This is a genomic window from Dactylosporangium sp. McL0621 (assembly GCF_049995355.1).
In the GTDB taxonomy this organism is placed as follows: domain Bacteria; phylum Actinomycetota; class Actinomycetes; order Mycobacteriales; family Micromonosporaceae; genus Dactylosporangium.
The window spans coordinates 3,144,633-3,165,891 of record NZ_CP188259.1 but is presented as its reverse complement, the minus strand read 5'-3'; the positions used below and the strand labels follow the sequence as shown (position 1 = coordinate 3,165,891).

Genomic DNA, 21,259 nt, shown 5'->3' with positions numbered 1-21,259 from the left:
CGCACGCTCTAGACGAGCCCTCCGGCGCCGGTGGCGGGCGCAAGCGCCGCCGGCGCCCACTCGCGCTTTTCCAAGGACGTGGCATGTCACTGCAACGCACGATCACGGTGCCATTCTCGGGCGCGGGAACGGGCACCGAGGAGCTGACCTGGGCGCAATTCGCGGCGTGGCGGTCAATGGGGGTGGTCGAGGCCGTGGAATGGGCGGGCGGCACCATGGCGCTCGCGGACGGCACGACCGTGGCGGGCATCGCGACGCTGCTCGGGTTCATCATGGGCCGCCACCAGTCGCTGCGCACGCGGCTCGTGTTCGACGGCGACGGGCCGCCGCGGCAGAGCCTGGCCGCCGCGGGCGAGGTGACGCTCGAGGTGCACGCGGCGCCCGGCGATCCGGCGGACCTCGCGGCCGCGATCCGGGCCCGGTTCGAGGCCGCGCCGTGGGACCCGGTGACGGACTGGCCGGTGCGGATGGCGGTGGTCGCCGACGGCGAGCGGGCGCTGCACCTCGTGGCGCTCTACTGCCACATGGTCATCGACGGGTACGGCTTCGAGGCCCTCGTCGCCGACCTCGCCAACCTCGACCCGGCCACCGGCCGCGCGCTCGCCCCGGTCGAGGGCGTCCAGCCGCTGGAGCTGGCCCGGGCCCAGCGGGGCCGGGCGGCGCGGCGGCAGCACGAGGCGTCGCTGCGGTACTGGGAGCGGCACCTGCGCACCATCGAGCCGCGCCGCTTCCCCGAGGCCCTCGACCCGCAGCCCGAGCGCTGGCAGGAGGCGACGCTGACCAGCCCGGCCACCGCCCTGGCCCTGGGCGTCGTCGCGCACCGCACGAAGGTGCACACCGGCACCGTACTGCTGGCCGCGTACGCGCTCGTGCTCGCGCGCCTGTCGGGCCGGCCGGTCGGCGCGTTCCGGGTCGTGGTGAGCAACCGCTTCCGGCCGGGCTTCGCCGCGTCGGTGAGCAACCTGGCCCTGGCCGGCCTGGCCGTCATCGACACCGCGGACGCCGGGTTCGACGAGGTCGTGGCGCGGGCCTGGAAGGCGCAGCTCGCGGCCGGGATGCACGCGTACTACCACCCGCGCGACCTGTGGCCGCTCGTCGAGCGGGTCGGGGCCGAGCGCGGGGTGGAGCTCGACACCATGTGCTACTTCAACGACCGGCGGCGCTCGGCCGCGCAGGCCCCGTCCGCCGATCCGGCGACGCCGGAGGAGATCGAGGCGGCGCTCGGGCGCGGGGGGCTGCGGTGGGGGCCGCGCTCGAACGAGTACGACGCGACCTGCTTTCTGCACGTCGACGCCGGCCCCGGCGGCCTGGAGCTGACGTGGCGGGTCGACACCGCGGCGGTCTCCCCGGCCATGCTCGAGTCCGGCCTGCGCGGGATCGAGACGCTCATCGTCGACGCCGCGCTGGTGGCCGCGCCCGTGGCGTGACCGCCGGCCCGGTGGTGCCGCTGCTGCGCGACTGAGCGCCGGCAGCAGCGGCAGCCGGCGTCAGGCGTCGCGGTCGGACTCGAGGACGCCGCCGTTGGCCACGTCGGCCTTCTCGATCTCGTCGAAGCGGATGCGGACCGAGGCCCGCTTGGCGTTGAGGATCTGCACCGCCGCGGCCGTCACGGCCTCGGCGAAGTCGCGGCGCTGGTCCAGGGTGCGCCCGGACAGCAGTTCCACGGTGATGTTGGGCATGAAGGCTCCAGGAAGAAGGGTCAGCCCGCCTGGTCGAGGCGGGCCGGCGGGGCGCCCAGGGCCAGGGACACGGCGCGCGCGGCGCCGATCACCTCGGTCACCAGGGCCTCGCTGCTCAGGTCGAGGTCGAACGACAGGGCCGAGATCGAGATGCCCCCGAGAACGTTGGCGGTGTGGTCGAAGACCGCGGCGCCGATGCAGCCGATCTCGGCGTCGTTCTCCCCGTCGTCGATCGCGTAGCCGTTCGCGGCGGCCGCGGCCAGCTGGCGGCGCAGCACGCCGGGGTCGGTGATCGACCGCGGGGTGATCGCGGTGAGGCCGGCCCGGGCGATGATCCCGGCGGTCTCGGCGGCGGAGAGGTGCGCGAGCACGGCCTTGCCGATCGCCGTGGTGTGCAGCGGCACGGCCCGGCCGACGCGGGACTTCATCTGGTACGGCCGGCGGCCCTCGATCTTGTCGACGTAGACGACCTCGTCGCCGCTGCGGATCGCGAAGTGCACCGTCATGCCGGTGCGGTCGCGCAGGTCGCGCAGGGCCGCGCGGGCGTGCTGGGCCGGGTCGAAGCGGCTCATCACCCGGCCGGCGAGGGTCAGGATGCGCGGCCCGGGCAGGTACCCGCCGTTGCCGTCGGCGAAGGCGAAGCCCCACCCGATCAGCGACTGCAGGATCCGGTGCACGGTCGACTTCGGCAGGCCCGAGGCGGCGGCGATGTCCGTCAGCCGGCTGTGCTCGGCCAGGGCCTCCAGCACGGTCAGGGCCTTGTCGATGGACCCGCTGGGCATCCCGGTCGTCACGCGACAAGCCTATCGGTTGCCCGGCCGGGGTCACCTGGCCATCCAGCCGCCGTCGACGACCAGAACGTGCCCCGCGACGTAGTCGGCGGCCGGGGAGGCGAGGAAGACCGCCGCGCCCACGAGGTCCTCCGGGCGGCCCCACCGGCCGGCCGGGATGCGCTCGCGGATGGACCGCTCGCGTTGCTCGTCGGCGCGCAGCGGGCCGGTGTTGGCGGTCTCGATGTAGCCGGGCGCGATCGCGTTGACCTGCACACCGTGGGCGCTCCACTCGTTGGCCAGGGCGCGGGTCAGGCCGGCCACGGCGTGCTTGGAGACCGTGTACCCGGCCACGTTGAGCCCGCCCTGGAAGGACAGCAGCGACGCCACGGTGATGACCTTGCCGCGCCCGCGGGCGACCATGCCCGCGCCCACGGCCCGGGTGAGCACGAAGACGGCGTCGAGGTTTACCGCGAGGACGCCTCTCCAGGTGTCGTACGTCTGCTCCAGCGCCGGCCCCCGATGGATCACGCCGGCGTTGTTGACCAGGATGTCGACGTCGCCGAGCGCGGACGCGGACGCGGCCAGGGCCTCCGCGGGGGCGGCGAGGTCCTGCACCCAGCACGAGGCCCGGCGGCCTTCCCGGCGTACCGCCGCCGCCGCCTCGTCCAGGTCGGACTCCTTGCGGGCGTGCAGCACCAGGTCGGCCCCGGCGCGGGCGAGCCCGACCGCGACCGCCCGCCCGATGCCCTTTCCGGCCCCGGTGACCAGGGCGACCCGTCCGGCCAGGTCGAACCCGGTCACCGCAGGTCCTGGACGGCGACGACCTCGACGTCGTCGTACGCCTGGTTCTCCCCGCCCATCGCCCACACGAACGCGTAGCTGCGGGTACCGAAGCCGCAGTGCACCGACCAGGGCGGCGAGATGACCGCGTCGCCGCCGGAGAGGATGAGGTTGCGGGTGGCGTCCGGGCGGCCCATGAGGTGCACGACGCGCTGGTCGGCGGGCAGGTCGAAGTAGTAGTACACCTCGGTGCGCCGGTCGTGCACGTGGCACGGCATCGTGTTCCACATGCTGCCGGGGGCCAGCACGGTCACCCCGAGCACGAGCTGGCAGCTGCGGATGCCGTTGGCGTGGATGTACTTGTAGATCGTGCGCTCGTTGGAGCCCTCGATCGCGCCGAGGCTGACCGGCTCGGCGTCGGCGAGGCCGGCCCGGCGCGTCGGGTGCTCGGCGTGGGCCGGGGTGGACACCAGGTAGAAGCCGGCGCCGTGCCCGGCGAAGGTCACGTCGCGGGCGCCGCGCCCCACGTACAGGCACTCCTTCGGGGCCAGCTCGTAGGTCTCGCCGCCGGCGGTGACGCGCCCGGTGGCGGTGCCGACGTTCACCACGCCGAGCTCGCGGCGCTCCAGGAAGTGCTCCGAGCGCAGCGCGCCGGGGTTGGGCAGCGCGACGGTCTCCGTGCCGGGCGTGACCCCGCCGACGACCAGCCGGTCGTGGTGGCTGTACACGAGGCGGACCATCGGCCCGGCGGCGAGGTCGGGCACCAGGAAGCGCCGCCGCAGCTCCTCGGTGCCCATCCGGTCGACCTCGTTCGGCGACGTCGCGTGGCGCACTTCCATCGGTTCTCCGTTCCCTCGACCGTTCCGTGGTACAGAAGCTTGTTCCGCCTCACGGAACACAGTACAGTCCGTCAATGTCTCCGGAACACCCCTGAAACCGGAAGGACTCTCGCCATGGACAGGCGGTACTTCATCAAGATCTCGGCCGGCGCGGCCGCGGCCGTCTCCCTCGCCGGCTGCGGCGACTCCGGCCAGAGCGGCGGAGGCGGCAAGGCCGACGTCCGGCTCGGCGACACCGTCAACGACACCAACCCGGAGATCGCCGCCGAGAAGTACTTCGGCGAGCGGCTCGCGGCGCTGACGGGCAACGCCTACGAGGTCAAGGTCTTCCCCAACGGCACCCTGGGCGACCACAACCGCATGAACGAGCAGGTCCGCAACGGCGCGCTGCAGATGACCAAGACGCTGTTCGCCAACCTCACCGCGTTCGACAAGCGGCTCGGGGTGCTCTCGGTGCCGTACGCGTTCACCAAGCAGTCCGACCTCTTCGCCGCCCTCGCCGGCGACCTCGGCAAGAGCCTGGCCGGGATCCTCGACGGCTACGACCTCATGGTGCTGGGCTGGTTCGACTCCGGCGCCCGCAACGTCTACAACAAGAAGCGGCCGATCAAGACCCCGGCCGACCTCAAGGGCCTGCGCATCCGGGTGCCGCAGGACGCCGTCGCGATCGACACCTTCAACACCCTCGGCGCCCAGGCCACCCCGCTGGGCACCAACGAGATCTACTCGGCGCTGCAGCAGGGCGTCATCGACGGCGCCGAGAACAACCCGATCTTCTACGTGACGAACAAGCACGTGGAGGAGGCGAAGTTCTGGTCCTGGACCCGCCACCAGTTCGGCGTCGACGCGCTGCTGGTGAGCAAGAAGTGGTTCAACGACCGGTCCAAGGCCCACCAGGACGCGTTCGTGCAGGCCGGCAAGGAGGCCGAGCAGCGCGAGCGGGAGCTGTGGACGGACGAGACTGACAAGTACGTCAAGCAGGCCACCGACAAGGGCGCGAAGATCAACGACGACGTCGACGCCGCCGCGTTCCAGCAGGCCGTGAAGCCCGTGCTCGAGAAGAACCGGTCCACGTTCGGGGACCTGGTCAAGTTCCTCCCGGCGGCCTGAGGTGACGGCTCGTCGGGCGCTGCGCGCGCTGGCGGTGGCCGAGAACGTGCTCATGTTCGCGCTGCTCGCCGGCACCGTCGCGGTCATCCTCGCCCAGGTCTTCTTCCGCTACGCGCTGCAGCAGCCGCTGTCGTGGTCCAACGAGGTCGCCACGGACCTGCTGGTCTACGTCGCCTTCGTCGGCTTCGCGATCGGCGTGCGCGACAACGCGCACGTGGCGCTGCACCTGTTCGAGCGGCGCATCGGCGCGCGGTCGCGGCGCTGGCTGCGCGTCGGCGAGCTGCTCGTGCTCGGCGCGGTGCTGGCGTGCATCGGCCTCGGCGGCGCGATGTACCTGTGGGAGCAGCGCGACGTCGTCTCGCCGGTCGGCATCCCGCTGTGGGCGGCGTTCCTGCCGCTGCCGCTGGGCGCCGTGCTCGGCCTCGTGCACCTGGTCGTGGAGATCGTGGGCCTGCTGCGCGGCGAGGAAGTGCGCGGGATCAGCGACGAGGAAATGGTGTCGGCGTGAGCGGGGCCGCTCACCATAGGCACAGTTGGCTCGCGCCGGCGCCGGAGCTTGCGGAGGTGACGGCGTGAGCGGTCCGGAGCGAAGCGGAGGGGCCGCTCACCATAGCACCAGTTGGCTCGCGCCGGCGCCGGAGCTTGCGGAGGTGAAGGCGTGAGCGGTCCGGAGCGAAGCGGAGGGGCCGCTCACCATAGGCACAGTTGGCTCGCGCCGGCGCCGGAGCTTGCGGAGGTGAAGGCGTGAGCTTCGGGTTCGCGTTTCTCGGGATTCTCGCGCTCATCGTGGCCGGGGTGCCGATCGTGGCCGCGCTCGGCGCGGTCGGGCTCATCCAGGCCTCCGCCGACGACGTGCCGCTGTCGATCGCCTCGCAGGCGGTCTTCCACGGGCTCAACTCGTTCACCCTGCTGGCCATCCCGCTGTTCGTGCTCACCGGCGAGATCCTGCACCGCTCCGGCGCCGCCGAGCGGCTGATCCGCTTCGTCACGATGCTCGTGGGCTGGATGACCGGCGGGCTCGGGATGAGCGTCGTCGCCTCGACGATGCTGTTCTCCGGCCTGTCGGGCTCGGTCAACGCCGACGCCGCCGCGATCGGCTCGACGATGATCCCGCCGATGACCAAGGCGGGGTACCGGCGCCCGTGGTCGGCCTCGATCGTGGCGGCCGCGTCGGGGACCGGGATCCTGATCCCGCCCTCGATCACGATGATCGTCCTCGGTACCGTCGCCAACCTCTCGATCCGCGACCTGTTCCTGGCCTCGCTGGTCCCCGCGGTGGTCGTCGCGGTCGGCAAGGGCCTCGTCATCTACTTCTACGCCAAGTACCGCGAGCCGACGTCCGAGCGCGTGCGGGTCACCCCGGGCGAGCTCGGCCGGGCCGGTCTGGCCGCCCTGCCGCCACTCGTCGCCCCCGTGATCATCCTCGGCGGCATCCTGTGGGGCGTCTTCACCGCGACCGAGGCGGCCGCCGTGGCCGTCCTCTACGCCACCCTGCTCGCCATGGTGTACCGCACGGTGCCCCGCGGCGACTGGATGAGCATCTTCGTGAACGCGGGCCGCACCTCGGGCGTGGTGCTGTCGCTGGTCGGGGTCGCGCAGCTGCTGGCGTACATGCTCGCCTACGACCAGGTCGAGGTGGTCCTCGCCGACTGGGCGGGCCAGTTCACCGGCAACTACTTCGTGTTCGTCACCGTGGTGATGGTCCTGTTCTGGATCCTCGGCGCGCTGCTCGACGGCATCCCGGCGCTCGTGGTGCTCATCCCGCTGTTCATGCCGCTGGCCGTGGAGGCCGGCATGGGCGAGCTGCACTTCGCGATCTTCGCGCTGGCCGTCTTCGGCATCTCGCTGGTGACGCCGCCGCTGGGCTCGGCCTGCTTCATCGTGTGCGGCATCGCCCGCATCAGGATCGTGGAGATGCTGCGGCCCATGCTGCCGTTCATGGCGGTCATGTTCGCCACGATCATCCTGCTCGCGTACGTGCCGGCGTTCTCGGAGTGGATACCGTCGCAGTTCGCGAAGTAGGGAACCGCGCAACGGGCGGCGCCGTCTGTACCGGAGTGAGGATCGTGCTGATCGCGGCTGTAACGGCCGCCTTGCTGAGCGGGTGCACGCCCGCCGGGCCCACGCACTCGAGCTCCGGGGAGTCGGCGCCGCTGCGCGGGTTCGGGGTGGCGGTCGACGCGGCGATCGCCGGGCGGGTGCCGCTGGTACACCTGCGGGTGTGCGGGGCGTGGGGCTGCCACGAGCAGGACGTGACGATCGAGCCGTCCGGGACGATGAGCCCGATGCCGTGCCCGTCGGCCGGCGACCCGGGCGCGGCGTGCGGGGCCGTGCGGATCCCGGGGCCGGGGCCGGGCTACGGCTACGCGCCGGTGCCCGGCCTCACCATGGACCCGGTGACGGTGACCGTGACGACCCCGCCGGGCGCGCCGCTGGCCGTCGACGCCTCGGCCCCGGTGCGGCCGCGGCCGGTGTGCCCGGGCCCGGGCTCGGCGTGCGCGGACCCCACCCCGCAGGCGGAGGTCCGCATCGCCGCCGACGGCTCGCTCAGCCAGTCTCGCTAGCGCTCGGCCTTGTCCAGCAGGGCGCGGATGGTGGCGGCGACGGCCGGGGTCTCCTCGGCGTACGGGGCGCCGTAGACGGGGGTGTCGGGCTGGGCCCGCCAGCTGTCGGCCAGGGTGCCGCCGTCCACCGCGTCCCAGCCGATCGCGTCGAGGAACTCCGTCACGGTCTGCTTCGCGGCCGCGTCGTCGCCGAAGATCGGCAGCGCCGGGCGGTCCGGGCTCCCCGCCGGCCGGCCGAGCTCGCCGAGGTGCTTGAACCAGAGGTTGTTGAAGACCTTCACGACCCGGGCCAGGCTGACGTGCTCCTGCAGCAGGCCGCTCGACGTGGCCGTGCCGTTGTCCAGCTCGGCGATGTTGCCGTCGCGGGCCGGGTAGTAGTTGTTCGTGTCGATGACGACCTTGCCCGCGAGGGGCTCGGCGGGCACGTCGCGGTAGGCGCGCAGCGGCACCGTCACCACGACGATGTCACCGGCCGCCGCGGCCTCGGCCGAGCGGGCCGCACGCGCCCGCGGGCCGAGCTCGGCGACCAGGTCGGCGAGGGTCTCCGGCCCGCGGGAGTTGCTGAGCACCACGTCGTAACCGGCGGCGATCGCCAGGCGCGCCACGGTGCCGCCGATGTTGCCGCTGCCGATGAGTCCGATCGTTGTCATACCGGCGCCAACTCCCGCGGTACCGCCGCGCATTTCCGGTGTTGCGTATTTCCGCTGTGACGCACGACGCTATGCGAGGTCGGCGGCGTGGTCTTTCACCCACTCGTGGTAGGTCCGGGCCGGGACGCCGAGGACGTCCTGCACCGTCGTGGTGTGGAACGGCCCCTCCTGCCGGGCCCGCGCGCGGCCGGCCAGCACCACGTCGACGAAGGCGGCCGGCATCCAGCCCAGCATGCGCCGGCGCTCGTCCTCCACGCTGTCCTCCACCCAGCGCAGGTCGCGGCCCAGGACCTCGCCGATCACCGCGACCAGCCCGGCCGGGGTGTGGATCTCGGGCCCGGTCAGGACGTAGCGCCGGCCGTGGTGGTGCCCGGTCATCGCCTGCACCGCCACCGCGGCGATGTCGCGCTCGTGGACGACTGTCGTGGGGGCGTCGCCGTACGCGCCGTGGACCTCGTCGCCGAGCCGGAGCTGCGCGGCCCACTCCAGGGTGTTCGTCGCGAACTGGGCCGGGCGCAGGAACGTCCACTCCAGGTCGGTGGCGGTGACCAGCCCCTCGAGGCCGGCGTGCAGCTCGGCGATGGCGTCGGGCTGCGGCCCGTCGTCGCGGACCACGGCCGAGGACAGCAGCGTCAGGTGGGTCGCGGCGCCGGCGATCGCGGCCACGACCGGCTCGGCCACCGGCACGGGCCGGCCGCGCCAGACCAGGAAGACCCGGTCGACCCCGTCCAGGGCGGCGGCCAGGGCGGCCGCGTCGGTGACGTCGGCCGCGAACGGCTCGACGCCGGGCGGCACGTCGGCGGCGCGGACGCCGCGGGACAGGGCGCGCACGGGAACGCCCTGGTGGTGCAGCTGGGAGACCACGTGGCGGCCGACGTTGCCGGTGGCGCCGATCACGAGTGCCTGCTTCGTCATACCGGCCACCGTAGGCGCCCGGGCTATCTCTGGGATAGCCCATACCTCCGGGTAAGCTCAGGGCGTGACGGTAGGAGTCGAGGCCGGAGCGGGTGGCGGCCCGGACCCGGGTGACGTATTCGACAGCGCCTGCCCCGGGCGGGCCGTGTTCGACCACGTCACGAACCGCTGGGGCATGCTCATCCTGGCCACGCTGCACGGCGGCCCGCTGCGCTTCTTCGAGCTGCGCGACCGGATCGGCGGCATCACCGAGAAGATGCTGTCGCAGAACCTGCGCACCCTGGTCCGCGACGGGCTGGTCGGGCGGGAGGTGCGGGCCACGGCCCCGCCGAGCGTGACGTACCGGCTCACCCCGCTGGGGCACGGGCTCGCCGAACGGCTCCTCGCCGTCGTCGGCTGGATCCGCGGCAACGTCCCGCAGATCCTCGACGCCCAGGCCCGCCACGACACCCTCCAGCGCGGCGAAGCCGGCCGGGTCAGGCCGGGAGGAGACCCCGGTCGTCCATGAAGGCGCGCAGCGTCTCGGCCTCGGCGGCGGACATGAGGTTCTTCGGGATCACGGTGGCGGGGATCCGCCCGACGTACACGATCCAGAACTCCGGCGTCTCGGCCACCCGCGAGACGCCGTCCCACGCGATGCCACCCGACTCCGAGCCGCTCGTCATCATGATGTTGTCGTCGGTGATGTCGTAGCCGCCCTCGACCGCGTACTTGCCGGACTGGCGCTTGGCCTTGAACCGCACCCACGGCGCGTACAGCATCGAGAGCACCCCGGCGATGATCAGCGCGTAGTACAGCGACTCGAGCGGCTCGCCCCAGCCGGCCACGCGCGCGAGGGCCAGGCCGGCGACGCCGAGGCCGAGCAGCCAGGCGCCGATCACGGTGAACTTGCGCAGCCGTACCGCGCTGAGGACCGCGGCCACGCGCCCCGGGTACCCGGGATCGGCCGGCACGTCGAATCGGATCTGCACGGCAGCACGCTATCAGCGCGACCGGGGTGCCTTGTGGCACGATCGGCAACCATGCGGCTCACCGATCAGGCGCAGCGGGCCCTCACCGCGGCGGTCGGCTCGCCGGGCAAGAGCGCCCGCGACCTGCTGATCGCGCTCGCGGTGGGCGAGGGCGGGGCCCGGCACGCGCTCAAGGGGCGCGACCTGGTGCCGGGGCCGGGCGCGCCGTCACCCGGGCCCGTCGCCGCGTCACCCGGGCCCGTCGCCGCGTCACCCGGGCCCGGCGCTCCCTCACCCGGGCCCGTCGCCGCGCCACCCGGGCCCGGCGCTCCCTCACCCGGGCCCGTCGCCGCGCCACCCGGGCCCGGCGCTCCCTCGCCCGAGGCCGGCGCCGCGCCACCCGGGTCCAGCGCTCCCTCGCCCGGGCCCGGCGCTTCCTCGCCCGAGGCCGGCGCCCCGTCACCCGGGCCCGGCGCGCCCGAGCTGCGGCTCATCCTCGAGGCCGGACTGCGCCGCTCCCGGGCCGAGGGCCGCCTCAGCGTCACGACCCTCGATCTGCTCGCCGCGCTGGCCGAGGCCGGAGTCGCCGCGGCGGTACCGCTCGACGACCACGACACGTGCTGCCCCGAAACGTCCACGAGCTTCGTCCCGGCCGTGCTCGGCGAGCTCTCCGCCCGCGCGGCCGAGGTGCCGCGCCGCGGCTGGTTCGCGAACCTGGGCGGCAACCTGGCCGCCTGGGCGCTGCTCTACGCCGCCGTCCTCGTCCTCAGCCGGGACACGTCCGGCCCGGAGATCGTCCTCGCCGTCGCCGCCGGCGGCATCGTCATGGCGCTGCTCGTGGCGGCGCTCAAGGCCGGCGGGCAGCTGCGCCGGCTCACCGCCGGCACGGAGCCGGCGGTGCCGCTGCCCGGCGACGCCGGACCGCTGCTCGCGCGGCTCGGGCTGCGCCGGCTCGACGTCCACATCCATCCCGCGTTCGGCACCGACCGCTGCTACCGCCTCGGCGGACGGGCCGTCATCGTGCTCTCCGCGCACACCGAGCGCGACCCGGCCCGGGCGCGGTTCGTGCTCTGGCACGAGATCGCGCACCTCGCCCGGCGCGACAGTCGCGTGTGGACGATCGGCGGGCTGCTCGGGCTCGGCCTGCTGACCGGCTCCCTGCTGAGCTTCGACCCGCGGGCCATGGCGGTCGCCGGGATCGGCGCGCCGGTCCTGACGATCGCGAGCCGCTGGTGGGGCGAGGCCGCGTGCGACCGCCTCGCCGTGCGCCGGGCCGGCCCCGAGGCGCTGCACGCCTGGGCGAGGAACACCCGCGCGGTCGTCGCGGCCGTGCGCCGCACCGGCACCGCACGCCGCCGCGGCCGCCTGCGCGCCCGCCTCACCCACCCGCCGCTCACCCTGCGGATGGCCCTGCACCGCCCCTAGGGGCTGTGTCGAAGTGGGGGTCGGAGCGAGGCGAGGCTCAGGCGTCGGCTGGGGCCGCGCCGGGCGCGCCCCGATACCGGGGTTGTATCGGGTGTGACCGGGGTGGTTCCCGGCGGCATCTGAGTCCGCCGCAGCCCGGCCATCCACTTCGATACAGCCCCTAGGCCAGGCCCGGCGAGTACACCCACGTCGTCGCCAGCACATCCGGGCGGGTCGCCATGTACACGTCGAAGCCGGTGATGCGGTAACCGGCCCCGAGCAGCACCGGCACGGCCGGGTGCGGCCCGGGCACGCACAGCTCGGCCTCGCCGACCGCGTGCAGCGCGGCGACGAGCGCGCCGGCCGCGGCCGCGGGGTCGGGACAGGCCAGGTGGTCCAGGCGGCCGGCTCCCGCCGCGACCGGCTCCCCGCCGGCGCCGCGGACGACGAGGCCCTCGCCGGCGAGGAACTCGCGGTGCACCCCGGTCAGCCGCGCCTCGACCCGGGCGGCCTCCGCGGGCGGGCAACCGGTGACGGCGAACGCCGGGCGGGGCAGGCGATCCGGCCCGCCGTGCAGGTACAGCAGCGGCCACCACGGGGTCAGGCCCGCCCGGGCGTAGAGGGCCAGCGCCCGCGGGTCCTGCGAGGCGAACGTGAACGCCACCGGCCCCAGCTCCCGCAGCAGCGCACCCCCGGCCCCGCCCCCGTGGCCGGCCGGGTCGACGAACAGGTCGGTGAGCATCGTCGCCCCGCCGACGCGGAGGGTGGCGCCGAAGCCGGCCACGCGCCCGTCCCGCTCGGCCACGAGCAGTGTTCCGTGCCGCCGCAGATGTCGGGTGTACCGCGCGTCGGCCCCCGACCCCGCCCCCGGCTGCCCGTTGGCGCGCGCGATCGCGGCGACGGCCGGATCGTCGTCCTCGGTGGCGGGGCGGACCGTGGTCAGGGCTTGCGGGCCACGAGGCCGTAGATGCCGAGGTCGCGGCTCACGGGCCGGGGGGCCGCCGGGTCGTCGGGGCGCCAGTCGGCCACCGGCACGATCCCGGGCTCCAGGATGTCCAGGCCGCGCAGGTACCGCTCCAGCGTCGCCCGCGTCCGGGCGCGCACGTCGGTGCCGCCCGCCGCGAACATCTGCTCGTACGCCGCGATGCCCCCGGCGTCGCTGAAGTCCATCGTGCCGTGGCTGAGCACCACGTAACTGCCCGGCGCGAGCGCGTCCACGAGCGTGCGCACGATGCCCTCGACCTGCTCGTCGTCGTGGACGAAGTGCAGCAGCGCGACGAGCTGCAGCCCGACCGGCCGGTCGAGGTCGAGGGTCTCGCGCAGCTCCGGCCGCCGCAGGATCGCCTCGGGGTCGCGGACGTCGGCCTCGATGTAGTTCGTGCGCCCGCGCGGGTCGCCGACGAGCAGCGCCTGGGCGTGCATCATGACGATCGGGTCGTTGTCGACGTACACGACCCGGGACTCGGGCGCGACGGCCTGCGCGACCTCGTGCGTGTTGTCCGGGGCCGGCAGCCCCGTGCCGATGTCGAGGAACTGCCGCACCCCGGCCTCGGCGACCGTCCGCACCGCCCGGCGCAGAAACGCCCGGTTGGCCCGCGCGAGCTCGACGACCGCGGGAAACGCGGCGGCGATGGCGTCACCGGACGCCCGATCGGCGGCGAAGTGATCCTTGCCGCCGAGCCAGTAGCTGTACCGGCGCGCGGGGTGCGGCACCGACGTGTCGATCCGGGTGCTGTCCATCACCAAGCAAGGTAATGGATCAGGCCCGCGACTGGCTACACTGAGCGTGACGCCGCATATGCGGTGGTTCCGGACGAGCGGTGTCGTACCCGGCGTGACAAGACGACCCTTTGCGAAAGTACAGGTGTCGTCATGGCCTGGCTGATCCTCGCCATCTCCGGTCTGCTCGAGTCCGTGTGGGCGATCGCCCTGAGCCGCTCCGCCGGCTTCACCCGCCCCATCCCCAGCGCGGTCTTCGCCGTCGCCCTCGTGGCGAGCATGGGCGGCCTCGCCTACGCGCTGCGCTCGATCCCGGTGGGCACCGGGTACGCCGTGTGGGTCGGCGTCGGCGCGGCTGGGACCGCCCTGGCCGGCATGCTGTTCCTCGGCGAGCCGTCGACGCTGCTGCGCCTGTTGTCACTCCTGCTCGTCGTCGCCGGCGTCGTCGGCCTGAAGGTCTTCCACTAAAGCCGCCCGGCCCGCGGCGCGACCGCGGGCTTCAGCCTGTGGTTCCGGGTGACGCTGGGCCCGCGCCGCATCGACGGGCGCTGGCTGGTGACGCACGGGACGGCTCGCTGCGCGCCGCGACCGGGCCGGCCCCCACCGACGGAGCCCGGCGAGTTCGGCACGGTCCCCCGCGTCGAGCTCGTCGCACCGTCCCGCTGACCGGCGGGATGCGGCCGCACACACCCCGCCGGTCGTCCTAGGAAACTAGGTCATGGCTGGGGCTTGTAGGTGGCGGCCGAGAAGTCCGCCGGCAGGCCGCCGCCCGTCAGGTCCTGGGCCCACAGGCCGAAGAACGCGCCCGTGAAGCCCCACGCCCGGGCCGTCTCGCCGTCGAACTCCCGGGCGTACTCGTCGGAGAGGATCGACGCGTCGAACGGGCCCCACTCGGCCGGCCCGCACGAGGCCCGCAGCGCGCCCCCGTCGAGGTCGAGGCGCAACCGCACCGGCCCCGCGACCGGTACCGCCGGGCCGTGCAGCCGCAGCCGGCCGTGGTCGCTGGACAGCACGTCCACGACCGGGCCGAGGCGCTCCTCGAAGCCGACGCGCAGGAAGTACCAGTTGCGGCTGTTGTAGTACGCGGTGACGCCGGCCATGTGCTGGAAGTGCGACGGGCGGAACTCGACCGTCGCCTCGAACGCGGCGCGGGCGTGCTGCACCCGCCGGGCCACGAGGCTCTCCCCCGCCGGCGCGCCCGGCGAGCGGCCGCCGTGGATGCGCAGGTGGCCCGGGCGGGTCCGGGTGGTGGCCCAGTCGCGCGACGCCGGGCGGCGCAGGGTCGCCCAGTGCACGCCGAGGTCGGGGGCGCGGAAGTCGTCGGTCTCGGGCTCGGCCGGCCACGGATGCGCGGGCAGGCGCGGCGCGGGGACCTCGTCGTGCGGTACACCCCCGTCGATCCGGGGCCAGCCCGCCTCCGTCCACGCGACGCGCTGGATCGCCGTCTCGCGGCCGAGCACGCAGCGGCCCCGGGGGCTCAGCGGCCGGGCGGCGAGGTGGGCGAAGAACCACTCGCCGGCCGGGGTGTCCACGAGGCTGCCGTGGCCCGCCTTCTGCAGCGTCAGGTCGGGCCGGTGCACCGACGTGATGAGCGGCGGGCCCGGGTCCGTCTCGTAGGGGCCGAGGACGTCCCGCGAGCGCGCGACCGTCGCCTGGTGGAACCACTCGGTGCCGCCCTCGGCGGTGACGAGGTAGTACCAGCCGTCGCGGCGGTACAGATGGGGGCCCTCGGTCATGCCCGCCGCCGTGCCCGTGTAGACGGTGACGGGCTCGCCGGCGAGCCGGCGGGCGCCGCGGTCGTACTCCTGGGCGATGATGCCGTTCGCCCACGGGTGGCCCGGGCGCCAGTCGGTGCGGTTGGACAGCAGCCAGCTGCGCCCGTCGCCGCCCGGGCCGGTGTCGTGGAACAGCGACGGGTCGAAGCCCTGCGCGTGCAGCGGCACCGGGTCGGACCACGGGCCCTCGACGGACGGCGCGGTGACGAGGTAGTTGGGCGTGTCCCAGAAGGACCCGTACGACTTCACGTCGGTGTACACGAGGTGGAACAGACCGTCCGCGTAGGACAGACAGGGGGCCCAGATGCCGCCGGAGTCCGGGTTGCCGCCCATGTCGAGCAGGCGCAGGCTGTCCAGCGCGCCGCCGATCGGCCGCCAGTGCACCAGGTCCCGCGAGTGGTGCAGGCGCACCCCGGGGTACCACTCGAAGGTCGAGGTGGCGAGGTAGTAGTCGGCGCCGACCCGCAGGATCGACGGGTCGGGATGGAACCCCGGCAGCACCGGGTTGACGATGTTCACGTTGCTTCCCATCTACGCATGCGCCGTACGTCCTTTCGAGAAACATTTCGAAAAGAAGGTGTGGGGTGTACGGTGCCGATCACAAGGCACCCATAGGCACACCGGCAACGGTTTTCGAAACTCAGGTGATGTCATGACGGCAAACGGCCGGCCCACGATGGCGGAGATCGCCCGGGAGGCGCGGGTCGCGGTCTCCACGGTTTCGAAGGTCCTCAACGGGCACACGGATGTTTCGGCGAAGACCCGCCAGGCCGTGGAGCGGCTGCTGTCCGAGCGCGGCTACCAGCGGCCCCGCGCGGCCAAGAACGGCCGGCGCCGCCGCACCGACCTGATCGACCTGGTCATCAACGATCTCGACAGCGTCTGGGGCCTGTCGATCCTCACCGGCGTCGAGGAGGTCGTCGAGGAGGCCGGGCTGGCGCTGGTCGTCTCCGCCGTGCACAACCGGCAGTCACTGACCCGCCGCTGGGTGGAGTCGTTGCTGGCCCGCGGCTCCGAGGGCGCCATCCTCGTGCTCTCCGAGCTGGCCGAGCGCCAGCACGAGGACCTGCGCCGGCGCAACCTGCCGTTCGTGATCATCGACGCCGTGAACCAGCCGCCGCCGGGCACCCCGTCGATCGGGGCGACCAACTTCGCGGGCGGCTACGCGGCGGCCGAGCACCTCGCCGCGCTCGGGCACCGGCGCATCGCCGCGATCGGCGGGCACGAGCAGTTCCAGTGCACCCGGGCGCGCATCGCCGGGTACCGGGCGGCGCTGGAGTCCGCCGGGCTGCCGCTGGATCGGCAGCTGGTGCGGTACGGCAACTTCCACCACGACGGCGGGCTGCGCGCGGCCGAGGCCCTGCTCGCGCTCCCCGACCCGCCGACCGCCGTGTTCGCCGGCAGCGACCAGCAGGCGACCGGGGTCTACGAGGCGGTGCGCCGCGCCGGGCGCACCATCCCGGGCGACGTCAGCGTCGTCGGCTTCGACGACCTCAACTTCGCACAGTGGACCGCCCCGCCGCTGACGACCGTACGCCAGCCCCTGCACGAGATGGGCGTGGCCGCCGCGCGCACCCTGCTGCGTATCGTCAACGGCGAGCGGATCGAATCCCCCCGAATCGAACTCGCCACGGAGCTGATCGTTCGTGAAAGTACCGCCGCCGCCTAGCTCTTCAGCGTATTCTCAGGTTCCTTCTGCGACCTTGACCGACTCGACGGCCGCACGGGGGAGGGACCGGATGGCGGTGAAAGCGCGCCGCGTTGCGCTGTTGACCGGCGCGGCGGGGTTCGTGGCCTGGTCGGCGGTACAGCTGGGGGATCTCGGTGTGTCGTGGACCCAGGCGTGGCGGATGATCGCCGACCTGGGCTGGCGCTGGCCGCTGTTCCTCGGCGTCGTGTGGCTGCTTGGCCTCGTGGTGCACACCACCGTGCTGACCGCCTCGCTGCCGGGCCTGTCGCACCGCCGCGCGCTGACCCTCAACCTCTCCGGCAGCGCCGTGTCGAACGTCCTGCCGCTGGGCGGGGTGGCCGGCACCGTGCTGAACCTGGGCATGGTCCGCGGCTGGGGGCACACCGGCCTCGAGTTCGCGCGCTTCGTCGTGGTGTCCAAGGCCTGGGACCTCATCGCGAAGCTGTTCATGCCGCTGGTGGCCGTGGGTGCGCTGCTGGTCGCCACCGCGATCCCGGGCGGTCACCTGGTGCTGTGGCTGCTGTGCGCCCTCGCGTGCGCCGGCATCGGCGGCCTGGTCACCGCCGCCCTGCTGGGCCGGGCCACGCCCCTGCTGCGCCTGGTCGCCTGGGCCGAGCGGGCCTGGATCCGCATCCGCCGCGGCGGCGGCGACCCGGGCTGGAACCGGGCCGCCACCGAGCTCCTTGACGGCACCGACAGCCTCGTGCGCCGCCGCTGGGCGGAGCTCAGCTGGGGCATGGCCGGTTACTGGGGGCTGCAGGGCGCGCTGCTGTGGCTCAGTTTCGTCGCGATTCACGTGTACCTGCCGTGGCCGGTCATCCTCGCCGGCCTCGTCGCGGAGCGCCTCCTGACCCTCGCCGCCATCACCCCCGGCGGCGCGGGACTGGTCGAGGCGGGCACCATCGCCGTGCTCATCGCCCTGGGCGCCGACCCTACCGGGGCCCTGGCCGGGGTGCTGCTGTACCGCGCCTTCGTCTTCGTCGCCGAGATCCCCGTCGGCGGCATCGCCACCGCGCTGTGGCTGCTCGGCCGCCGCACCGCCTGACCTTCACGAGAGATCCCCCGCCACATGCGCATAGCCCACGTGACCGACGTGTACCTTCCCCGCCTCGGGGGCGTCGAGCTGCAGGTCCACGACCTGGCGTCGCGGCAGTCGGCCCAGGGCCACGAGCCGCTCGTGCTGACGACGACCGCCCCGTCGGTCTTCGCCGACGACCTGCCGACCCTGCGCATCACCGGTCTCGGCGCCGGCCCGTACCGCCGCTTCGGCACCGACGCCCTCGGCGCCGTCCTGCGCCAGCACGGCGTCGAGGCCGTCCACGCCCACGTGTCCGCGTTCTCGCCCCTGGCCTGGACCGCGGCGCGCTCGGCGGCGACGACCGGCCTGCCTACGGTCGTGTCCGTGCACTCGATGTGGCACGACATCATGCCCTTCGTCCGCCGGTTCGCGCGCTGGCAGGACGCCGCCTCGTGGCCGGTCCAGTGGGCGGCCGTCTCGAGCGCGGCCGCGTCGGCGGTCCGCTCCGCACTCGACGGCACCCCGGTCGCCGTCCTGCCCAACGGCATCGACCCGGGCGCGTGGCTGCTGCCCCCCGCGCCCACCACCGCGGCCGTGCCCACCTTCATCAGCGTGATGCGCATGGTGCGCCGCAAACGCCCGCGCGCCCTGCTGCGCACCCTGCTCGCCCTGCGCGAGACGCACGACTTCCGCGCCGTCCTCGTCGGGGACGGCCCCCTGCTGCCGAGCCTGCAGCGCTCCGCTCCCCCGGAGATCACGTTCACCGGCGCCCTGGACCGCACCGCGATCCGGGCCCTGCTCGCCTCGGCCGACGTGTACATTGCGCCCGCGCCCCGGGAGTCGTTCGGCATCGCGGCGCTGGAGGCCCGCAGCGCCGGCCTGCCGGTGGTCGCCCGGGCCGGCAGCGGCGTGGCCGACTTCATCCGCCACGACGTCGAGGGCTGGCTGGTCCACTCGGACGCGGAGCTGCTCGACGTGCTCGGCTGGATGCTGGACGACCCGTCGCGCGCGGCGGCGGTGGCGGCGTACAACCGCGCGGTGGCCCCGTGCGTGCGCTGGGACACGGTGCTGGACCGGGCGGACGAGCTGTACGCGCGGGCCGCGTACTTCCTCGGGCGCCGGGCGCATGCCTAGGCCCTGTCCTGGGCGCACCATCGTCTCCTTCCACGCCCACCCCGACGACGAGACCCTGCTGACCGGCGGCACGCTGGCGCGGGCGGCGGCCGAGGGCCACCGGGTCGTGCTGGTGACGGCCACGCTCGGTGAGGCGGGACTGGCCGACTCCGCCGCTTCCCTCGGCTCCCGCCGTCACGCGGAGCTGCTGGCGGCCGCGGCGGCGCTGGGGTGCGCGCGGGTGGAGACGCTCGGGTACGCCGACTCGGGCCTTGACGCCTCCTCCGCTGCTTGTTTTTCGGACGCCTCCGTGGACGAGGCCGCTTTGCGGCTGGCCGCGATCCTCGTCGAAGAGAAGGCGGACGTCCTGACCGGGTACGACGCGAACGGCGGCTACGGCCATCCGGACCACCTGCAGGTGCACCGGGTGGCCCGGGCGGCGGCCGCGCTGACCGGCACGCGGCTGCTCGAGGCGACGGTGGACCGGTCCTCGCTGCGCACGGTGCTGGCGGTGCTGCGCCTGGCGGGCCGCTTCCTGCCGTCCCTGCCGTTCGGCGACCCCTCGCGCGTGTTCACGGCGCGCGAGGACATCACGCACGTGGTGGACGTGCGGGACTTCGCCCGGCAGAAGCGCGCCGCGATGCGGGCCCACGTCTCGCAGAGCGAGGGCGGCTCGGGCGTACGGACGCTGGGGCTCCTCTCGTCCCTGCCGGGCCCGCTGTTCCGGGCCGTCTGCGGCCGCGAATGGTTCACCGACCCGGCCCGCGACCCGGACGTCGTGGCGACGTGGGTGCTCGCACCGCAATAGCGCGTATTACGCACCCTCCCTGCGCATCTGTCAGGCAAGCACGACTTGCTCGACCGATCGGAGGAACACATGTCCAGCATTCGACGGGCTCTGCTGCTGGTGGCCGGCACGGTCGCCGCGGTCGGCCTCGCACTGTCCAGCGCATCACCGGCCTCGGCCTGGACCTGGACCAACGGCTCGACCGTCTACAGCGGCGGCAGCCTCTGCGTCCAGGGCGACGCCGGCATCGACCACGCGGGCGCGACGTTCTCGGGCAACCTCGCCTACGCCAACACGTACGCGCGCGGCGGCGGCTGCGGGGCGGGCCTGGCCAACATGTACGCGGCGGTGAAGCTCGACGTGCTCAAGTGGAACGGGTCGGCCTGGTTCGTGTGCCGCGCGACCGACTGGCAGTACGGCAACACGGGCGTGAACCAGTGGGGCCCGTACGGCCCGTCCCAGGTCTTCAACTACGGCGGCGCCGCGTCGTGCGGGGCGGGCTGGTACGCCACGCGCGCGTACGCGTACGTCTGGGACAGCACCGGCTGGCACGGCGGCACCGTCTGGGCCCAGGAGTTCGTCTCCTGAGACCTGGCGCGGCTCTGCGATCATGTGAGGATGCGCTGGAGGTTGGTTGCCGCACTCGTACTGCTGAGCCTCGCCGGATGCGACGGGGCGGAGCCGGCGGGCAACGCGACCACCTCCGCCCCGGCGGCGTCGCCGTCCGCGGTCGCCCTGCCGGCCGCCGGCATGTGCCACAAGGGCCAGTCGTTGGACGCGTACGACTACCGCCCCCTCACCCTGAACACGACCGACTGCGCCGCCGAGCACCAGGCCGAGATCATCCGCGTCGGCCGTCTCACCACGCCGCCGGAGAACAAGACCCGTGAGGTCTTCACCGACTGCGACTCGGCCGCCCGCGACTACGTCGGGGGCGACTGGCACGAGGGCCGTCTCGGCCTCGCGGTCGTCGTCCCGTCGACGGAGGAGTGGAACGCGGGCGCCCGCGAGTACCGCTGCGCGCTGTTCGAGTTCGCCGCCGACGACTTCACCTCCAAGGCGCGGACCGGCAGCCTGAGGGACGGCCTGCGCGGCGCTCGCCCGCTGGCGCTGACCTGCGTGGACGTCCTGGGCATCCCGGATGGGCAGGGCTGGTACCAGGACATCCAGCGCCTGGTCCCGATCGACTGCGCCCAGCCGCACAACGGCGAGTACGTCGGCCTGTACGTCGGCGCCGACGTCCCCTACCCGGGCATCGACAAGCTGCGCCGCGAGGTGACGCAGGCCTGCGGTACCAAGGCCGCGCAGTTCCTCGGCGAGTCACCGTCGAACTTCGCGAACCGCACCGACCTGCGGGTCGTCCCGACGGGCGGCAATCCGCAGCGGTGGGGCCTCGGCGATCGCACGGCCCGGTGCTACGTCCTGACCCGCCCCGACAATCGCGTGACGAAGTCCCTGAAGGCGAATGCCGGAACCGGTCGCTGATCGGCTCA

The 21,259-nt window shown here is 73.8% G+C and carries 24 protein-coding genes and 1 riboswitch; of the genes, 14 read left to right on the top strand and 10 right to left on the bottom strand.

Annotation, left to right across the window (positions count from 1 at the left end; genetic code table 11):
- The first annotated feature begins 83 nt into the window (after positions 1-83).
- Positions 84-1,427 (top strand): condensation domain-containing protein, encoded by a 1,344-nt coding sequence (locus tag ACPPVO_RS14845; protein WP_426511788.1) that lies wholly within the window; start codon positions 84-86, stop codon positions 1,425-1,427.
- Positions 1,428-1,487: 60 nt separating this feature from the next.
- Here the strand turns inward: ACPPVO_RS14845 and ACPPVO_RS14840 are convergent, their stop codons facing one another.
- The 4 genes from ACPPVO_RS14840 to kduI are packed head-to-tail and all read right to left on the bottom strand — an operon-like array spanning position 1,488 to position 4,071.
- A complete protein-coding gene (locus ACPPVO_RS14840; RefSeq protein WP_360376236.1) occupies positions 1,488-1,679 on the bottom strand; it encodes a tautomerase family protein in 192 nt (63 codons plus the stop codon).
- A 20-nt stretch (positions 1,680-1,699) separates the two neighbouring features.
- On the bottom strand, positions 1,700-2,473 hold the full coding sequence (locus ACPPVO_RS14835) for an IclR family transcriptional regulator (RefSeq protein WP_426511787.1): 774 nt from the start codon (positions 2,471-2,473) through the stop codon (positions 1,700-1,702).
- Positions 2,474-2,503: 30 nt separating this feature from the next.
- The gene (locus tag ACPPVO_RS14830) at positions 2,504-3,253 is read right to left on the bottom strand and encodes an SDR family oxidoreductase (RefSeq protein WP_426511786.1); all 750 of its coding nucleotides are present in this window, start codon (positions 3,251-3,253) and stop codon (positions 2,504-2,506) included.
- Positions 3,250-4,071: a 5-dehydro-4-deoxy-D-glucuronate isomerase gene (gene kduI, locus ACPPVO_RS14825; RefSeq protein ID WP_426511785.1), complete on the bottom strand. Its 822-nt coding sequence runs from the start codon at positions 4,069-4,071 to the stop codon at positions 3,250-3,252. Before kduI ends, ACPPVO_RS14830 begins: the two co-directional genes overlap by 4 nt.
- Positions 4,072-4,185: 114 nt before the next feature.
- Between kduI and ACPPVO_RS14820 the strand changes: the two genes are divergently transcribed.
- The 4 genes from ACPPVO_RS14820 to ACPPVO_RS14805 all read left to right on the top strand — a co-directional run bounded on the left by ACPPVO_RS14820 (position 4,186) and on the right by ACPPVO_RS14805 (position 7,745).
- A complete protein-coding gene (locus ACPPVO_RS14820) occupies positions 4,186-5,181 on the top strand; it encodes a TRAP transporter substrate-binding protein (protein ID WP_426511784.1) in 996 nt (331 codons plus the stop codon).
- 1 nt (position 5,182) lies between these two features.
- On the top strand, positions 5,183-5,689 hold the full coding sequence (locus ACPPVO_RS14815) for a TRAP transporter small permease (protein WP_426511783.1): 507 nt from the start codon (positions 5,183-5,185) through the stop codon (positions 5,687-5,689).
- A 236-nt stretch (positions 5,690-5,925) separates the two neighbouring features.
- Positions 5,926-7,203 carry a TRAP transporter large permease gene (locus ACPPVO_RS14810; RefSeq protein WP_426511782.1) on the top strand — a complete coding sequence of 426 codons (1,278 nt, stop codon included), beginning with the start codon at positions 5,926-5,928 and terminating at the stop codon, positions 7,201-7,203.
- A gap of 44 nt (positions 7,204-7,247) precedes the next feature.
- A complete protein-coding gene (locus tag ACPPVO_RS14805; RefSeq protein ID WP_426511781.1) occupies positions 7,248-7,745 on the top strand; it encodes a hypothetical protein in 498 nt (165 codons plus the stop codon).
- Here the strand turns inward: ACPPVO_RS14805 and ACPPVO_RS14800 are convergent.
- Positions 7,742-8,395, bottom strand: a complete 654-nt coding sequence (locus tag ACPPVO_RS14800) for an NADPH-dependent F420 reductase (RefSeq protein WP_426511780.1) — start codon at positions 8,393-8,395, stop codon at positions 7,742-7,744. The genes ACPPVO_RS14805 and ACPPVO_RS14800 overlap by 4 nt on opposite strands.
- 69 nt (positions 8,396-8,464) lie before the next feature.
- Positions 8,465-9,310: an NAD(P)H-binding protein gene (locus ACPPVO_RS14795; RefSeq protein ID WP_426511779.1), complete on the bottom strand. Its 846-nt coding sequence runs from the start codon at positions 9,308-9,310 to the stop codon at positions 8,465-8,467.
- Between the two features lie 64 nt (positions 9,311-9,374).
- Between ACPPVO_RS14795 and ACPPVO_RS14790 the strand changes: the two genes are divergently transcribed.
- Positions 9,375-9,818, top strand: coding sequence for a winged helix-turn-helix transcriptional regulator (locus ACPPVO_RS14790; protein ID WP_426511778.1), 444 nt, complete (start codon positions 9,375-9,377; stop codon positions 9,816-9,818).
- Here the strand turns inward: ACPPVO_RS14790 and ACPPVO_RS14785 are convergent.
- Positions 9,787-10,281: a YcxB family protein gene (locus tag ACPPVO_RS14785; RefSeq protein ID WP_426511777.1), complete on the bottom strand. Its 495-nt coding sequence runs from the start codon at positions 10,279-10,281 to the stop codon at positions 9,787-9,789. The genes ACPPVO_RS14790 and ACPPVO_RS14785 overlap by 32 nt on opposite strands.
- A gap of 51 nt (positions 10,282-10,332) precedes the next feature.
- Between ACPPVO_RS14785 and ACPPVO_RS14780 the strand changes: the two genes are divergently transcribed.
- The gene (locus tag ACPPVO_RS14780) at positions 10,333-11,685 is read left to right on the top strand and encodes a hypothetical protein (protein WP_426511776.1); all 1,353 of its coding nucleotides are present in this window, start codon (positions 10,333-10,335) and stop codon (positions 11,683-11,685) included.
- A gap of 160 nt (positions 11,686-11,845) precedes the next feature.
- On the opposite strand, the gene ACPPVO_RS14775 is transcribed toward ACPPVO_RS14780, so the two are convergent.
- Both ACPPVO_RS14775 and ACPPVO_RS14770 read right to left on the bottom strand, forming a co-directional pair.
- Positions 11,846-12,469: a hypothetical protein gene (locus ACPPVO_RS14775; RefSeq protein ID WP_426511775.1), complete on the bottom strand. Its 624-nt coding sequence runs from the start codon at positions 12,467-12,469 to the stop codon at positions 11,846-11,848.
- A gap of 134 nt (positions 12,470-12,603) precedes the next feature.
- A complete protein-coding gene (locus tag ACPPVO_RS14770; RefSeq protein ID WP_426511774.1) occupies positions 12,604-13,404 on the bottom strand; it encodes an SAM-dependent methyltransferase in 801 nt (266 codons plus the stop codon).
- A 45-nt stretch (positions 13,405-13,449) separates the two neighbouring features.
- Positions 13,450-13,516: riboswitch (guanidine-III (ykkC-III) riboswitch) on the top strand.
- Positions 13,517-13,536: 20 nt separating this feature from the next.
- On the opposite strand from ACPPVO_RS14770, the gene ACPPVO_RS14765 reads away from it, so the two are divergent.
- Entirely contained in the window at positions 13,537-13,851 is a 315-nt protein-coding gene (locus tag ACPPVO_RS14765; protein ID WP_426511773.1) for a DMT family transporter, read from the top strand.
- 248 nt (positions 13,852-14,099) lie between these two features.
- Here the strand turns inward: ACPPVO_RS14765 and ACPPVO_RS14760 are convergent, their stop codons facing one another.
- The gene (locus tag ACPPVO_RS14760; RefSeq protein ID WP_426511772.1) at positions 14,100-15,689 is read right to left on the bottom strand and encodes a glycoside hydrolase family 43 protein; all 1,590 of its coding nucleotides are present in this window, start codon (positions 15,687-15,689) and stop codon (positions 14,100-14,102) included.
- 121 nt (positions 15,690-15,810) lie between these two features.
- Here ACPPVO_RS14760 and ACPPVO_RS14755 point away from each other — a divergent pair, with 121 nt between their 5' ends.
- The 6 genes from ACPPVO_RS14755 (at position 15,811) to ACPPVO_RS14730 (ending at position 21,251) form a co-directional block, all read left to right on the top strand.
- The gene (locus ACPPVO_RS14755) at positions 15,811-16,827 is read left to right on the top strand and encodes a LacI family DNA-binding transcriptional regulator (protein WP_426511771.1); all 1,017 of its coding nucleotides are present in this window, start codon (positions 15,811-15,813) and stop codon (positions 16,825-16,827) included.
- A 70-nt stretch (positions 16,828-16,897) separates the two neighbouring features.
- Positions 16,898-17,893 (top strand): lysylphosphatidylglycerol synthase transmembrane domain-containing protein, encoded by a 996-nt coding sequence (locus tag ACPPVO_RS14750; protein WP_426511770.1) that lies wholly within the window; start codon positions 16,898-16,900, stop codon positions 17,891-17,893.
- Between the two features lie 24 nt (positions 17,894-17,917).
- Positions 17,918-19,000, top strand: a complete 1,083-nt coding sequence (locus ACPPVO_RS14745; protein WP_426511769.1) for a glycosyltransferase — start codon at positions 17,918-17,920, stop codon at positions 18,998-19,000.
- Positions 18,993-19,787 (top strand): PIG-L family deacetylase, encoded by a 795-nt coding sequence (locus ACPPVO_RS14740; RefSeq protein WP_426511768.1) that lies wholly within the window; start codon positions 18,993-18,995, stop codon positions 19,785-19,787. The genes ACPPVO_RS14745 and ACPPVO_RS14740 overlap by 8 nt, the downstream gene beginning before the upstream one ends.
- A 69-nt stretch (positions 19,788-19,856) precedes the next feature.
- Positions 19,857-20,354 (top strand): hypothetical protein, encoded by a 498-nt coding sequence (locus ACPPVO_RS14735; protein WP_426511767.1) that lies wholly within the window; start codon positions 19,857-19,859, stop codon positions 20,352-20,354.
- Between the two features lie 30 nt (positions 20,355-20,384).
- Entirely contained in the window at positions 20,385-21,251 is an 867-nt protein-coding gene (locus ACPPVO_RS14730) for a septum formation family protein (RefSeq protein WP_426511766.1), read from the top strand.
- The last annotated feature ends 8 nt before the right edge of the window (positions 21,252-21,259 follow it).